Here is a 14,380-nt window from a genome sequence, read left to right on the forward strand (position 1 = left end):
TCAGGAGAGGACAAAGTGCCACGTTCCCGCCCAGATCGCGACCGCGATCGAGATCCCGGCGACGCCGACGCCGAGCCCCAGCATCACCGCATCCCCGGCCCCGATCTCCGATTCGCGGGCCCAGGTGCGCGGCGCGGTCCCGAAGCCGCGGGCCTCCATGGCCGTTGCGAGCTTGCTCCCGCGGCGGACCGAGATGACGAGCAGGGCGAAGGCCGGACCGAATAAGCGACGGAGGGCCCCGATCGGTCCGCCGCCGTCACCGACTCCCCGCGCGCGCCTGGCGAGGCTGAGGAAACGCCAGTCTTCGATGAACATCCCGACGAGGCGCAGGCCGGCGAGTCCGCCGAGCACGAACCGGGCAGGCAGGCGCAGCACCTGCGCGAGCCCGTCGGCGAGGTCGGTCGGGTCCGTCGTGGCCAGGAGCACGATCCCCGGCAGGCCGATCGCGAGAACGCGAAGCGCGATGGCCAGGCCGAGCTGGACCGAGCCATCCGTCACCGTCACGAAACCGACGGTCAGGAGCACCGCTCCGGAGTCGCGGCCGTACAGCACCGTGGTCAGGCCCGCGAAGGGCGCTGCGAACCACAGCGTCGAGGTGCGCAGCCAGAACTGCCGCGCACTCAGCCCGCACCAGAACAGCAGGACGCCTTCGAGCGCGAGAGCGACGAGCGCGGAGACCCAGTCGATCGAAAGCAGCAACGCCAGGCTGACAACGATGGCGGCGCCGAGCTTGGAGATGGGGTTGAGCCGGGCCGCCGCGCTCGGGCGGATGCTCGGCGTGAGGAGGCTCATCGGCGCGCCCCGGCCGCCGGCCCGGGCGCCGACCCGGCCAGCCCGCCGGTGAGTCGGTATTCGGAGCCGGCGATCGTGTCGACCAGGAGCCTCATCGTGGGTGACGAAGACGAGAGCGGTGCCCGCGCTCTGCACATCGACGAGGAGGGAGACGAGTTCCCGCCAGGTGCGGGAGTCCTGGCCGAAGGTGGGCTCGTCGAGCACGAGCAGCCGCGGGCGGCTCGCGAGCACGGTCGCGACCGAGAGCCGGCGTTTCTCGCCGCCCGAGAGTGTGAAGGGGTTCGCCTCGGCGAGGTGGTCGAGCCGGAGCCTCTCGAGGAGCTCATCGACGCGGCGGACCTGCTCCGCCGGGGCGAGGCCGAGGGCGTGCGGGCCGATGGCGAGTTCGGCGCGCACGGAGCCGGCGAGGAACTGGTGTTCGGGGTCCTGGAAGACCATACCGATCCGGGTGAGGAGGGCCCGTGAGCGCCAGCGGACCGGTTCGGTGCCGAGGCCGCCCGCGAGGCCGGGACTCGCAGCGAGACGACCGCCCGCCGGGGCGAGCAGGCCGGCCAGGGTGAGTGCGAGCGTCGATTTGCCCGCGCCGTTCGGGCCCGTGATCGCGGTCGCCGTTCCTGCCCCGATGGCGAGGTCGATCCCGCCGGCGACGACCTGGGCGGTGCGGCGGGCGAACGGCACCCGCCCGACGAAGAGCTCGGTCGCGGACAACAGGAGGCTCCGGAACCGCTGCTCTCCCCGGCCCGGAGTCCGAGGTCGGCAGGCAGCCGGCTCGGCAGTCGGCCGGGAAGCCGCGGCGGAAGATGCGGCACCCAGACCCCGGCCGCTGCGAGCCGTTCGCCCTCGGACTGCAGCACGGTGCCGGTCGGCCCGTCGGCCAGGACTCCGCCGGCGGCATCGAGCACGATGACCCGGTCGACGAGGTCCTGCCACACGGCGACCCGGTGTTCGATCACGATCAGGGTCGCTCCGGAGGCGTCGAGGGTACGACGGACGGCGTCGCGCACCTCGATCACGCCGTCGGGGTCGAGGTTGGCGGTCGGCTCGTCGAGCAGGAGCAGGCCCGGCCGCATGGCCAGCACGCCGGCGAGGGCGAGGCGTTGTTTCTGGCCGCCGCTGAGCGCGGAGGTGGGGTGATCGAGCGGCAGCCGCAGGCCGACCGCCTCGAGGGCGACACCGACCCTGCGCCAGATCTCGTCCCGCTGCACGGCGAGATTTTCGCAACCGAAGGCGACGTCGTCGCCGACTCTCGCGAGCACGACCTGGGAATCCGGGTCCTGCAGCACGAGACCGACCCGGCCACGGGCATCCGCCGGCCGCCAGCCGTCGATAAGCAGTTCGCCGGTCTCGTCGCCCTCATCCTCAGCGCCGAGCACTCCGGCGAGGGCGTGCACGAAGGTGCTCTTGCCCGCGCCGCTCGCGCCGAGCAGCAGCACGCGTTCGCCCGGGCGGATGTCGAGGTCGAGTCCGGAGACCGCGGGCGCGCGCCGTCCGGCGTGCCGCCAGCCCCAGCCGCGGGCGCGCACATGCGCGCCCGCGACCGGGCGTACGGAATCGGGATCCAGGGGCATCCGCTACACGGTGGCGCGCTGGGTGGCGCGGCCGGCGGCGAATCGGCTCAGGGCCCCCGAACGCACTAGACCGCGCAACACCAGCCAGGAGACAAGTCCGCCGAGGACCACGCCGGAGACGACGGCGGAGACGAAGTAAGTCACCTTGATCGCGTCGTCGACGGCGGCGTAGCTGTTCAGGACGTCGAGGATACCGACCGCGACGCCGGCTCCGGCCCCGGCGAGGAGGGCGGTGCCGAGCTTCCAGCTCGAATAGAGGAACAGCGCGAAGACGATCTCCGCACCCAGGCCCTCGACGACGCCCCAGATCAGGGTCGAGAAGCCCCACTGGGTCCCGATCAGCATCGAGACGACGGCGGCGACGACTTCGGTATAGACGGCGGCGCCTGGCTTTCGCACGACGAGCCCGCCGAGCACGGCGGCGAAGAGCCAGCCGCCGGCGAGGAGGCCCTCGAGGCCGGGAGTGAAGGCCAGGACGGCGCTGAGCGGCGTCCAGGCCAGGCCCCAGGCCCAGAAGATGACGCCGCTCGCGACGCCGATCACGCTGGCGACGACGATGTCGACGACCCGCCAGCGGTAGTTGCGAACCCGGGCTGCGGGTGTGGTGGTTGTTGAATGCATGGTGTCGCGCCCTTTCAATGGCAATTGAGGGCACGGGTATGAGTGTTTCTGCCTCCCTGCGCTGGCATGATCCAGATCAGGTTCGACGGTCGAAGCCTAGGAAGCTTCCTCTCAGCCCGGTTGACCGGACTCCCGTGTTCGATACTGAGTATAGACCCGGGGTATAGACCGTGCCGGGTTCCCGCAGTGGGCAGGGGCGCGGAGGGGCCCGTGTACAGTTAAAGCAGGTGTGCCGGGAAGTCTGGTCGGCGTCCGCTCATCGAGCCCGAAACCAGAGGATCCACCCATGAATGCACCCGCGAACCCATCAGGAGCCTCCCCCGCCCCCCGCAATCCCCGGGGCATCGGCGCGGTTTTCCGGCGCAGCAGCTATCCGGAATACGTGCGGATCAGTCAGATCCTCCGTCGCGAAACGGTCGGCGGGGCACTCCTGCTCGTTGCGACGGTCATCGCCCTGATCCTCGCGAACTCGCCGGCTTCCGGACTCTACTTCGCCGTGCGGGACTTCGAGTTCGGCTACGAGCCCTGGCACCTCCAGCTCAGCGTCGGAGCCTGGGCGGCCGACGGCCTGCTCGCGATCTTCTTCTTTCTCGCCGGCCTCGAACTCAAACGTGAATTCGTCGCCGGGGACCTGCGCACCCTGGATCGCGCGGTCGTCCCCGTTGCCGCGGCCATCGGCGGCGTGCTGACCCCTGCGGTCTTCTTCACACTCGTGAACCTCGGCGGCGGGGCGGAGGCGCTGCGGGGCTGGGCGGTGCCGACCGCGACGGACATCGCCTTCGCCGTCGCCGTGCTTGCCGTGATCGGCTCACACCTTCCGAGCGCCCTCCGGGTGTTCCTGCTGACCCTCGCGGTCGTCGACGACTTGCTGGCGATCACGATCATCGCGTTCTTCTACACGAGCGACCTGCAGCCGCTCCTTCTTGCGGCGGCTGCGGTGCCGCTCGCCCTCTTCGCATTCCTCGCGCACCGATACTCCTTCCACTTCGGGACGCAACCGTGGCTGGCATGGCTCGTACTCGTGCCGCTCGGCGTGGTGACCTGGGTCCTGGTCCATGCGTCCGGCATCCACGCCACCGTCGCCGGAGTGCTGCTCGGTTTCGCGGTGCCCGTACTCCGCAGCCGTCGGGGCGGCGGACCCGACGCGGGCGCCGGGCTCGCCCAGACCCTCGAGCACCGGATCCGGCCGTTGTCGGCGGGATTCGCCGTCCCGGTCTTCGCCTTCTTCTCGGCCGGGGTCGCGATCGGTGGGCCCGCCGGTCTCGCGGCGGCCCTGAGCGACCCCGTCGCGATCGGGATCATCGTCGCCCTCGTGCTCGGCAAACCGGTCGGCATCCTCGGTGCGACCTGGCTCGTCACCCGCACGACGAAGGCATCGCTCGACCCCGACCTGGCCTGGGTCGACGTGATCGGAGTCGCCATGCTCGCCGGAGTGGGCTTCACGGTGTCGTTGTTGATCAGCGAGCTCGGCTTCGGGCACGGCACAACCGAGGACGACCACGCCAAGGTGGCCATCCTCACGGCGTCACTGCTCGCGGCCCTGCTCGCCGCCGTCGTGTTGCGCAGCCGTAACCGGCACTACCGGCAGATCGACCTCAAGGAGACGGCGGACGCGGACAACGACGGAATCCCCGACGCATTCGCGTAGGGCTACTTCTTGAGTGCCCGGATGACGTGGCTGAGCGTCTTGCCGACGACCCAGACGAACGGGATCCCGACGGCGAGCAGGGAGATGACGTTGGGCTCGAAGCGCACGGTGCCCTCGGACTTCACGTAGGCGCCCACCGGGATGGACACTCCGCCACCGCCGCCGCCGGCGCCGTGCCCGGGGCCGCCGAAGCCACCCGTGCCGGCTCCCTCGCCGGATTCGCCTTCGCCGCCGCCGAAACCGTAGTAGACGAGTGCGACGGGAACGATCGTGATCCCGTCGACGAGGACGGGGTCACCGTATGCCGACCGAACACCGGCGGAGCGTGAGATTTCTGCGAGCTTTTCGGGGAGGCTAGTCATATTCTCAAGATACCCCGTCACGCTCCGCCACGCCCGGCATCAGGGATTGTCGTCTCCGCGCTCGCCCGCGCGGGGGTTCGGCTTGGTGGCGTCGAGGCCGACCGGGCGAGCCTGGCTCGGCCCGAGGAGCGAGGCAGGCCGCACCGAACCGCGACCGAAGCGCGCGCTGACGGAGTCCACGGCGAGTTCGGCACCGCGCCAGTCGTCGTCAGGGTCCCAGAGGCCGAGGCCGGCCCCGTCACCGTCGCCGAGCTGTTCCACCCGCACCCCGATCAGTCGCACCCGGATGCCGCGTGCGGCGAGCAGGTCGAAGCTCGCCGCGGCCTCCTCGTAGATGCGCCGGCCCACGTTGGTCGCCTCGGCGAGGGTGCGCGAGCGGGTGACGGTGCTGAAGTCGGTGTACCGGAGTTTCAGCACGACGCAGCGGCCGACGAGCCCGGCCCGCCGAAGGGAGACCGCCACCGCGTCGGACTGTCGGAGCAGTTCGCTGCGCAACCGGGCGACATCCGTGACGTCGTGTTCGAAGGTGATCTCGTGGCCGACACTCTTCTCCTCGCGCTCGAGGGTCACCCCGCGCGGGTCCCTGCCCCACGCGAGCTCGTGGAGCTTGCGGCCCGCTACCTCACCGATCGTCTTTTGCAGCACCGGCAGCGGCATCGCGGCGAGGTCGCCGATCGTGCGCAGGCCGAGCCCGAGGAGCGAATTCTCGGTCACGGCGCCGACGCCCCAGAGCGAGCCGACGGGGAGCGGATGCAGGAACGCGAGGGTGTCTTCGGCTGGAACCACGAGCAGGCCGTTGGGTTTTGCCCTGCTCGACGCCATCTTGGCGACGAACTTCGTCGACGCTGCGCCGACGGAACAGGTGAGCCCTGTTTCGCTCTGGACCCGCTCGCGGATCAGCGCCGCGATCACGGCGGGCGAGCCGTGCAGGCGGCGGGCTCCGGAGACATCGAGGAATGCTTCGTCGATGCTGAGCGGCTCGACGAGCGGGGTCATGTCCGTGAAGATGCCCATCACCTGCTCGGAGAAGTCCCGGTACCGGCCCATGTGTGGTTCGAGGACGACCGCGTCGGGGCAGCGCCGCAGGGCGAGCGCCATCGGCATGGCCGAGTTGACGCCGTAGCGCCGCGCGACGTAGTTGGCTGCCGTTACAACGGAGCGTCCGGAGCGATGGCCGACGATGACGGGCTTGTCGACCAGCTCCGGGTGGTCGAGCAGCTCGACGGACGCGAAGAACGCGTCCATGTCGATGTGGAGCAGGGTCGCGGAGGAGTCGTCGACGTTCGCCGCCGAGACCGTGCGGTCGCTTCCGTCCTGCCTGCTCACCCTGAGACCCTAACCCACACCGCCGACCCTGCGAGCAGACCCGGTCTGCGGGTAGCGTGCGAGGCGGAATGCACCGACGACCGCAGGGGTTGCATCGTGCAACGAAAGGAGCCCTCATGGAATCGAACTGGATCGCACTGCAGCAGCAGGCCCACCAGGAGTTCAGCGCCCGGCTCGCGCACGTCACAAGCTGGGACGCGCCGACCCCCGACTCGGAGTGGACCGTCCGCGACCTCGTGCGCCACGTCGTCCGAGGCCAGCAGACCGTGCCTCGGCTCCTGGCGGGACGCTCGGGCCTCGAGGCTCGCCTCACCCGCGCCCCGCTCGGTTCTGACCTCCAGGCGGAATGGGATACGTACTCCGCCCTCGCGACCGCCGCCTGGTCAGAGGCTCCCGCGGATGCTCCCGTCCGGCTGGCGTCCGAGACGGTCACCGCGGAGGCATACCTGCGGGAACAGGTCGCGGAGGTGACCATCCACACCTGGGACCTCGCCCGCGCCGTCTCCGCCGACGAGTCCCTCGACGACGACCTCGTCGCGGCCGTCTGGACTGTCTTCGAGCCGCAGAAGGACGCCCTCGAAGCGAGCGGCCTCTTCGCTCCCCCGGTTCCCCTTCCCGACGACGCGCCGCTGCAGGCCCGGCTGCTCGCACTCACCGGGCGCGACGGGCGCTGAAATCGCCTCGTGGTCAGCGGGTGACTTTCTCCGCCCCCGCGAGTCGCTGCGCGACGTAAATCGGCACGATCGAGACCAGCACGAGGACAACGGCGATGACGTTGACGATCGGGGCCTGATTCGGCCGGAACAGATTGTCGAGGATCCATATCGGCAGGGTTTTCACGCTCGACCCCGCGGTGAACGTCGTCACGATGATCTCGTCGAAGCTCAGCGCGAAGGCGAGCAGTCCGCCCGCGAAGAGCGCAGAACGCAGCTGCGGGAAGGTCACGAGTCGGAAGGTGGTCCAGAGTCCCGCTCCGAGATCGGCCGACGCCTCCTCGAAGTTCATGCCGACGCGGCGGAGACGGGCAATGACGTTGTTGAACACCGTGACGATGCAGAAGGTCGCGTGCGCGATGATCACGGTCGCGATCGACAGCTGAATGCCCAGGATCGTGCGGAAGGCATTGTTGAGCGCGATGCCCGTGATGATGCCGGGGAGCGCGATCGGCAGGATCACGAGGAGGCTCACGGCGTCGCGTCCGAAGAACGCGAACCGCTGCAGGGCGAGCGAGATCAGGGTGCCGAGGACGAGGGACACCAGGGTCGCCACGATCGCGATCTGCACGCTCGTCGCGATCGCGTTGAGGGCGCCCTCATTGCGGAAGGCCTTCACCCACCACTCTAAGGTCAACCCGGGCGGCGGCCAGGTCAGGTTCGTGCTCGTACTGAAAGAGTTGATCAGCACGACGATGAGCGGCAGGTAGATCACCGCGAGAATGATCCCGGTCAGGGCAGCGAGGACAGCTCGCGCCGGTCTGCTGAGTCGCATCTCTCCTCCTACAGGTTGTCCAGGGCGCCGGTGCGGCGCACGGCGGCGAGGTATCCGAAGATGATCACGATCGGGATGAGCGCGATCGCCGCCGCAAGGGGCAGGTTGTTCGCCGCGCCGACGTTCGTGTACACGAGATTGCCGAGCATCTGGTTGGCCCCGCCGACGATGTTGACCGTGATGTAGTCGCCGAGGGTGAGCGAGAAGCTGAAGATCGAACCGGCGATGATCGCCGGCCAGATCATCGGCAGCACGACGAGCCGGAGGGTGGATCCGGTCCGGCCACCGAGGTCGCCGGATGCCTCGAGCAGGGAGTCCGGAACGCGTTCCAAGCCGGCGTAGATCGGCAGGATCACGTACGGCAGCCAGAGGTAGGCGAGGGTGATGACCGTCGCAGGGAGCCCGTAGCCCGGGGTCTGGCCGCCGAACGGCGCAACGAGCCAGTCGACGATGCCGTCGCTCGACAGCACCGAGCGCCACGCATAGGCCTTGACCAGGTAGCTCGCCCACAGTGGCATCAGCACGGCGATCACGAGCACCCGCTGCCACCGGGTGCTCGCAACCTTGGCCATGTAGAACGCGATCGGCAGGGCGACCAGCACGTCGACGACGGTCACGACCACGGCGACGCCGAGGGTGCGCAGGGTCACCGTCTGGTACAGCGAGCCGGTCAGGACGGTCACGATGTTGTCGAGCGTCCACGTCTGCGTGATGGTTCCCGTGAACGTGTCGACCGTCCACAGTGCCGTGATCAGGAGCGCCGCGAGGGCCACGATGTAGACCAGTCCGAGCCAGAACAGCGGGGCCGAGAGCAGCAGGGAGAGTCGGAGCCGGGGGTGCCGGCTCAGGAAGACCGAGATCCGGCGGGCCCCGGTGTCGCGGGGCGCCGGGACCGGCCCGCCGGATTCGGGTTGGAGCATCAGCCCTTGATCTCCTGCCACGCGGTCGTCCAGGCCGCGTAGTCGGTGCAGGTCACATCGGTCCGGCCGTCGATGCATTTGGCGATCGGCGTCGTCCAGTACCAGATCTTCGACGCGTAGTCGGCGTCTCCGGCGTGATAGGTCGCGCACTGGTTGGGGTCGGTCATGAACTCGCAGGCCTTCTGGTTCGACGGTGCCTCACCGAAGTACTCGGTCGCCTGCGCGTTCGCCTTCGGGCTTGCGATGTAGTTGAGCCAGGCGTATGCGCAGTTCGGGTGGGCGGCTTTCGAGGCGATCATCCAGGTGTCCGACCAGCCGGTGACGCCCTCTGACGGAACCGTGACCTCGGCAGGGGTCCCGGCAGCGAGTGAGTTGCGGATCACCTGCCAGGTGGTGCCGACGACCGTGTCTCCGGTCTCGAAGGACTGCACCGACTTGAGGTAGTCGGACCAGTATTCTCCGATGTTCGGGCGCTGCTGCTTGAGCAGGTCGACGGCCGCTGCGAGCTGCTTCTCATCGAGGGCGTATGGGTTTTTGATCCCGAGATCGGGCTGGTGCTTCATCAGGTACATGGCGGCATCCGCGATGTAGATCGGGGAGTCGTAAGCGGTGACCTTGCCCTTGTAGGCGGAGGACTTGTCGAACACGACGTCCCACGAGGTCGGGGCAGGCGTGACGACATTCTTGTTGTACATCAACAGGTTGGCGCCGTAGCCGTGCGGGATGCCGTAGGAGATGCCGTCGACGCTGTTCCAGGCCTGGAGCTTGAGGAAGTCGTAGATTCCGGCATAGTTCGGGATCAGATCGGTGTTCACCGGGGCGACGTCTCCGGCGGCGACCAGGCGCAGGGAGGCGTCCCCCGACGCCGCGACGACGTCGTAGTCGCCGGTCTTCATCAGGTTGAACGCCTCGTCGGAGGTGCCGTAGGTCTTGCTCGTGACCTTGCAGCCGGTCTCGTCCTGGAAGGCGCTGACCCAGTCCACGGTCGGGTCGTTGCTGCCGTCCTCGACATAGCCGGGCCACGCGAGGATCGAGACGGCGCCCTCGTTCGCGCCGAGGGCGGTGGGCGCGGATGCGGTGGGCTTGGTCGCCCCGGACGTCGTGGTTCCGCACGCCGTGAGGAGGGCGATCGAGGCGATGGCGAGCCCGGTCAGGGCGGTCAGTTTGGAGTTGCGGTGGGGCGCATGGCGGTTCATTTCGGTCTCCATTCTTGGGTGGGCGGGTTACGGTGTCGGATCCAGGGAATCCGCGTGCCGGTCTGCGACGATCGTGACCGTGTCCAGGTCGGACCAGGCCACGCGCACGCGGGCGCCGCGTTCCTCGTCCCCCACCCGACGCGCATCGTTCTGTTCCTGCACGACGACGCGCATTCCCGCGTCGAGGTCGACGATGATCCGGGTGCTGCTGCCCAGATAGATCACTTCGGCGAGGATGCCCGGCGCCGAGCGGTCGCCGCTGATCGGGGACTCGAGCCTCGCGACCGTCATCTTCTCCGGCCGCACGGAGTGGATACCGCCGCGACCGAGCACACGCAGCGACAGTTCGTCGCTGAACACGTTGGACGTGCCCACGAAGGCGGCCACGAACGGCGAGATCGGGTGATCGTAGATCTCGGCCGGGGTGCCGAGCTGCTCGATCCGGCCCTCGTTGAAGACGGCGATCCGGTCGCTGAGCGTGAGCGCCTCCTCCTGGTCGTGGGTGACGAAGATGAAGGTGATGCCGAGTTCGCGCTGGAGTTCCTTGAGCTCGACCTGCATCTGCTCGCGCAGCTTGAGGTCGAGGGCTCCGAGGGGCTCGTCGAGGAGCAGCACCTTGGGTTGCACGACCGTGGCCCTGGCCAGGGCCACGCGCTGCCGTTGCCCGCCGGAGAGCTGTCCGGGCTTCCGGTCGCCGAAGCCACCGAGTCGCACGGTGTCGAGGGCCGCCCTGGCCCGCTCGCGACGTTCGCGCCTGCCGACACCGCGCACCCGCAGGCCGTATGCCACGTTGTCGAGCACGGTCATATGTGGGAAGAGCGCGTAGTCCTGGAACACGGTGTTGACGTCGCGGTCGAAGGGAGCTCGGTCGGTCACGTCTTCTCCCTGGAGGGACACCGTTCCGCTCGTGGGTTGTTCGAAGCCCGCGATCAGCCGGAGGACGGTCGTCTTTCCGGAGCCGGACGGGCCGAGCATCGAGAAGAATTCGCCCTCGACGATGTCGAGATCGACCCCGTCGACGGCGTTCCCCGCACCGAAGGATTTCGTCAGCCCCCGCAAGCGGATGGCCGGTCGGTCTACGGACACAGAGCCTCCTTCGTCACCCTCGGCTAAATCATATGGAAACGGATGTCTGAAATCCGGTTCCGCATGTTGCGGTCAGGTCACGATGACCGAACGCCTCCGAGAACGACACCCTATAGCGACGGCCCGCGTCCGGCGCGGCCCCCGTTCGCCCGGTCCGTCGTGCCGGTCAGTCGGACCGGTCACCCGCGGTTGGGTGGTCCGGTGAGGACCTGGTGGGCGCGGTGCCGGTTCGGTGGCCGCCAGAGCCGTTGCGGGTCGATCAGTCCGGGGGCCCGCACCTGCGGTGATCCTTTCACCATGCGGATCTCCCACCCCGAGGTGTCGATGGTGTGGTGATGGAACCAACAGAGTAGGACACCGTTGTCCACGGTCGTCAGGCCGTCCTTCGCCCACGGCTTCACGTGGTGCACCTCGGCCCAGTGAGCCGGTGCTGTACAGCCTGGGATGATGCAGCCGCCGTCGCGGGCGGTGATCGCCCGGCGTTGCGCCCGGTTGAAGTACCGTCGCTCCGGACCGAGCTTGAGGACCTGGTTGTTCGCCCCGAACAGGACCCCTTGGAAGCCGCCGTCACAGATCCGCTGATGCACGGTCTTGAGCGATACCGGGGCTTCCACGCCGTCGATCCACCCGACGCCGACCCCGGAGGCAAGGTCGGCGGCGTTCACGTGCACCATCACCGTCGGCGCCGACCCGCCCATGCTGGGCGTGTCCTCGTCCCGGGCGGCATGCTCGAACAACGCCCGGAGGATGTCCGCACGTTTCTCCCCGCCCGTGCGGGTATCCGCGCGTCGCTCCCGCAGGCTCCGCCTCGATCACGTCGAGTTCCGGGCCGGTGTCGGTTTCCTCGGTCTCGGCGCCGGGGATCAGCTGCCCGGAATTCATCAGGGCTTGCTCCTCTTCGGTGGGGAACGCGGGCCGGGCGTGGAAGCTGAGGAACGCGTCGAAGAGGGTGTTCATCATCCCGTAGAGCCTCCGGTGTGACCCCGCCCTTCACCGGGTACAGGCCGTTCTTCAACTGTCCGAAGCCGATGTTCGATTTCGCCTCAAAGAGGTCTTCCTGCGGGAGCGTCCCGTCGGGGTCGAGGATGGCCTGCCATTGGAGCACCATGCCGCGGATCAGGTCCGCGGCCGCGGGCACTCCGGCGCCGGCGAGGATCTCGGTTTCCGGGGTGATCCACCCGGCCGCGGTGGCGACCAGGGCACGTTCGGCGACCTCGACCTCGGCCGGGACCGCCCGGTGACTGACCGACCCGAGCCCGGTGGTGATCAGTTCGGCCGCTTCCACCCCGATGTCCCCCGTCGTCAGGGCGGCCCCGACGACCGGGAACAACGGCGGCAACACCGCCAGGCCCGCCCGGCGGGGCAACACCGCATCCCCGAGCTTGATGCGCCGCTTGACCTCCCGGGCCGACACCCGCGTCACCCGGGTAAGTACATCCCACGGCCCCCGGCAGCCCATCTTCCAGGCCAGGCCTTCCCGGCCGAGCACCCGAGCCCGCCGGTCCACATCCGTGGCGGTGTTCACCCGGGCCGCGTCGACGGTCCGGCCGATGGCCTCCACCTCCTTGAGTGTCGTGACCGCTTCCGCATCGCTGAGCAGTCCCACTGGGATCGCCGCCAGTGCGTCTGCGAGAGCTGAACGCGCTTCGGTTAGCCGGGCGACAGCATCCGCATGAACCGATGGAACCGACCCGGCCAGCCCCTCAGCGCCCTCGAAGCCTTCGGCAACCGCGACCGGATGGGCTGACCCGGCTTGCGCGTTCGGGGATTCGGCGGACGCCTCACCGGATGCGGGGCCCACCGTGATGGGCTGATCCCCCGCGGCCCCGGAACCGGGTGTCTGCGGGGTGTGTGACTGGGGATCCGAAGCTCCTGCCATACCCCGATTCTACCCCGAATCGAACACGAATGCGAGACTTACTCACTTAATTTTAGGCTGTCCAGCCCTATTTTCATACCTGAAAGCGAATGCGCCGAGCTCGTGGTGGCTGATTCAGGAGATCCACCCGGGCGAGCGACACTGGCCCGCTGACCAGTGCGGCCGATCCCGCCCGACGCAAAGAATTTCCTGAGTTAGCCACCGCGTGCACGCCAGAGGCGTCAGTCGGCAACACCGCGGACGAGCGGTGATACTCCGCGCGCTGTGGACGGCCGTGCAGCAACCTCGGGCGCGGCGCGGAGACCGACACCCCGCCCGCGGATCGCTCCCGAAGGCGCTACCCGAGCGAGGTGCCGAAGAGCAGGCCGAGCACGTAGGTGACGCCGGCGGCCGAGAAGCCGATCAGCAGCTGGCGAAGCGCACGCCGAAGGGGCGGCCCGCCGGAGAGCAGACCGACAATCGCGCCCGTCGCGAGGAGGGCGAGTCCGACGAGCACGGACGCGACCACGATCGCCGCGAGGCCTTCGAGACCTAAAAGGTACGGCAACACGGGGAGGATGGCACCGGAGGCGAAGAAGCAGAAGCTCGAGGACGCGGCGCCCCAGCCGGTTCCGATCGCCTCGTGCTCGTCGGTCGCGGGGTCGAGTGCCCCATGCGCCGTGTCGGCGCCCGGGACCGGGGCGGCAACCGAAACCGGTCCGGTAGCCATGGTCAGGGTGCGCAGCACCTCATGGGCCTGCGCCTCGGCCTCTTCCGCCGCCATGCCCTGCGCCCGGTAGACGAGCGTGAGCTCGTTGGCGGCGAGGTCGAGGTGCGAGAGCACCGTGCGCGCGGTCGCCTGGGGGGTGGATGCCTCGAGCAGGCTCCCGCTGCGACCGCACCGAGACGTACTCTCCCGCACCCATCGACAGGGCGCCGGCGAGCAGGCCGGCGATGCCCGTGAACAGGATGGTCGCCGCGGGGACACCGGTCGCACCGATACCGAGCACGAGGGCGAGGTTGGAGACGAGGCCGTCGTTGATGCCGAACACGGCTGCGCGGAACGACCCGGCGAGGCGCTGGCGTCCCCGGGCAGCGAGTCCGCGCACGACCTCCTCGTGGATGCGTTCGTCGGCAGCCATCGTCTTCGTCGCGTCGACGTCGGAATCGTATGGCGAGCGCGCTTCCGCCCGCTGGGCGAGCGCGAGCACGAAGACCGAACCGAATCGTCTCGCGAGGAACCCGAGGAACCGGGTGCGCACCGCGCCACGTTTCGGCGGGCCGGCCTGGTCACCGAGCAGGTCCCGCCAGTGTGCCTCGTGGCGGGCTTCCGCCTCGGCTAGGGCGAGCAGGATCTCCTTCTCCTCACCGGTTCGCCGGGAGGCGAGGTCGCGGTACACCGCGGCCTCAGCGCGTTCGTCGGCGAGGTACTGGCGCCAGCGGCGGATGTCGGCGGGGGTCGCGGGGCTCTCCGCGCTCGAGGGCGCCGGACGTTCCTGGGCTGCGCTCATCGCC

At 69.2% G+C, this 14,380-nt stretch carries 12 protein-coding genes, 2 pseudogenes and 1 riboswitch; of the genes and pseudogenes, 2 read left to right on the plus strand and 12 right to left on the minus strand.

Annotated features, from left to right (window positions below; genetic code table 11):
• From KIV56_RS20175 to KIV56_RS03865, 3 genes and pseudogenes are all read right to left on the minus strand, one after another.
• Positions 1 to 1,500: an ATP-binding cassette domain-containing protein gene (locus KIV56_RS20175; protein WP_432432595.1), complete on the minus strand. Its 1,500-nt coding sequence runs from the start codon at positions 1,498 to 1,500 to the stop codon at positions 1 to 3.
• A gap of 383 nt (positions 1,501 to 1,883) precedes the next feature.
• Positions 1,884 to 2,360: pseudogene (locus KIV56_RS20180) on the minus strand (ABC transporter ATP-binding protein); the annotation flags it as partial.
• Positions 2,361 to 2,363: 3 nt separating this feature from the next.
• Positions 2,364 to 2,981 (minus strand): ECF transporter S component, encoded by a 618-nt coding sequence (locus KIV56_RS03865; protein ID WP_281535218.1) that lies wholly within the window; start codon positions 2,979 to 2,981, stop codon positions 2,364 to 2,366.
• A gap of 36 nt (positions 2,982 to 3,017) precedes the next feature.
• Positions 3,018 to 3,127: riboswitch (TPP riboswitch) on the minus strand.
• Positions 3,128 to 3,267: 140 nt separating this feature from the next.
• On the opposite strand from KIV56_RS03865, the gene nhaA reads away from it, so the two are divergent.
• The gene (nhaA, locus tag KIV56_RS03870; protein WP_281535219.1) at positions 3,268 to 4,629 is read left to right on the plus strand and encodes a Na+/H+ antiporter NhaA; all 1,362 of its coding nucleotides are present in this window, start codon (positions 3,268 to 3,270) and stop codon (positions 4,627 to 4,629) included.
• 2 nt (positions 4,630 to 4,631) lie between these two features.
• Here nhaA and KIV56_RS03875 read toward each other — a convergent pair whose 3' ends face one another.
• Both KIV56_RS03875 and KIV56_RS03880 read right to left on the minus strand, forming a co-directional pair.
• Complete coding sequence (locus KIV56_RS03875) at positions 4,632 to 4,991, minus strand: hypothetical protein (protein WP_281535220.1); 360 nt, start codon at positions 4,989 to 4,991, stop codon at positions 4,632 to 4,634.
• A 39-nt stretch (positions 4,992 to 5,030) separates the two neighbouring features.
• A complete protein-coding gene (locus KIV56_RS03880; protein ID WP_281535221.1) occupies positions 5,031 to 6,317 on the minus strand; it encodes a DNA polymerase IV in 1,287 nt (428 codons plus the stop codon).
• Positions 6,318 to 6,433: 116 nt separating this feature from the next.
• On the opposite strand from KIV56_RS03880, the gene KIV56_RS03885 reads away from it, so the two are divergent.
• On the plus strand, positions 6,434 to 6,991 hold the full coding sequence (locus KIV56_RS03885; protein WP_281535222.1) for a TIGR03086 family metal-binding protein: 558 nt from the start codon (positions 6,434 to 6,436) through the stop codon (positions 6,989 to 6,991).
• 13 nt (positions 6,992 to 7,004) lie between these two features.
• Here the strand turns inward: KIV56_RS03885 and KIV56_RS03890 are convergent, their stop codons facing one another.
• From KIV56_RS03890 to KIV56_RS03920, 7 genes and pseudogenes are all read right to left on the minus strand, one after another.
• Positions 7,005 to 7,805: an ABC transporter permease gene (locus KIV56_RS03890; RefSeq protein WP_281535223.1), complete on the minus strand. Its 801-nt coding sequence runs from the start codon at positions 7,803 to 7,805 to the stop codon at positions 7,005 to 7,007.
• 8 nt (positions 7,806 to 7,813) lie between these two features.
• On the minus strand, positions 7,814 to 8,725 hold the full coding sequence (locus KIV56_RS03895) for an ABC transporter permease (RefSeq protein WP_281535224.1): 912 nt from the start codon (positions 8,723 to 8,725) through the stop codon (positions 7,814 to 7,816).
• Positions 8,725 to 9,921 carry an ABC transporter substrate-binding protein gene (locus KIV56_RS03900; RefSeq protein WP_281535225.1) on the minus strand — a complete coding sequence of 399 codons (1,197 nt, stop codon included), beginning with the start codon at positions 9,919 to 9,921 and terminating at the stop codon, positions 8,725 to 8,727. Before KIV56_RS03900 ends, KIV56_RS03895 begins: the two co-directional genes overlap by 1 nt.
• A 27-nt stretch (positions 9,922 to 9,948) precedes the next feature.
• Positions 9,949 to 11,007 (minus strand): ABC transporter ATP-binding protein, encoded by a 1,059-nt coding sequence (locus KIV56_RS03905; RefSeq protein ID WP_281535226.1) that lies wholly within the window; start codon positions 11,005 to 11,007, stop codon positions 9,949 to 9,951.
• 179 nt (positions 11,008 to 11,186) lie between these two features.
• On the minus strand, positions 11,187 to 11,744 hold the full coding sequence (locus KIV56_RS03910; protein WP_281535227.1) for an HNH endonuclease signature motif containing protein: 558 nt from the start codon (positions 11,742 to 11,744) through the stop codon (positions 11,187 to 11,189).
• Positions 11,681 to 12,886 (minus strand): DUF222 domain-containing protein, encoded by a 1,206-nt coding sequence (locus KIV56_RS03915; RefSeq protein WP_281535228.1) that lies wholly within the window; start codon positions 12,884 to 12,886, stop codon positions 11,681 to 11,683. Before KIV56_RS03915 ends, KIV56_RS03910 begins: the two co-directional genes overlap by 64 nt.
• Positions 12,887 to 13,223: 337 nt before the next feature.
• Positions 13,224 to 14,376, minus strand: a pseudogene (locus tag KIV56_RS03920) (VIT1/CCC1 transporter family protein).
• Positions 14,377 to 14,380: the final 4 nt, after the last annotated feature.

The sequence above is a fragment of the Cryobacterium breve genome, from assembly GCF_027594785.1.
GTDB classification, from domain to species: Bacteria; Actinomycetota; Actinomycetes; order Actinomycetales; family Microbacteriaceae; genus Cryobacterium; species Cryobacterium breve_A.

Excerpts from the sequence above, each read along its gene's own strand:
- KIV56_RS03865 (WP_281535218.1), bottom strand. The coding sequence starts at position 2,981 with ATGCATTCAACAACCACCACACCCGCAGCCCGGGTTCGCAACTACCGC.
- nhaA (WP_281535219.1), top strand. The coding sequence starts at position 3,268 with ATGAATGCACCCGCGAACCCATCAGGAGCCTCCCCCGCCCCCCGCAAT.
- KIV56_RS03875 (WP_281535220.1), bottom strand. The coding sequence starts at position 4,991 with ATGACTAGCCTCCCCGAAAAGCTCGCAGAAATCTCACGCTCCGCCGGT.
- KIV56_RS03885 (WP_281535222.1), top strand. The coding sequence starts at position 6,434 with ATGGAATCGAACTGGATCGCACTGCAGCAGCAGGCCCACCAGGAGTTC.
- KIV56_RS03890 (WP_281535223.1), bottom strand. The coding sequence starts at position 7,805 with ATGCGACTCAGCAGACCGGCGCGAGCTGTCCTCGCTGCCCTGACCGGG.
- KIV56_RS03895 (WP_281535224.1), bottom strand. The coding sequence starts at position 8,725 with ATGCTCCAACCCGAATCCGGCGGGCCGGTCCCGGCGCCCCGCGACACC.
- KIV56_RS03900 (WP_281535225.1), bottom strand. The coding sequence starts at position 9,921 with ATGAACCGCCATGCGCCCCACCGCAACTCCAAACTGACCGCCCTGACC.
- KIV56_RS03915 (WP_281535228.1), bottom strand. The coding sequence starts at position 12,886 with ATGGCAGGAGCTTCGGATCCCCAGTCACACACCCCGCAGACACCCGGT.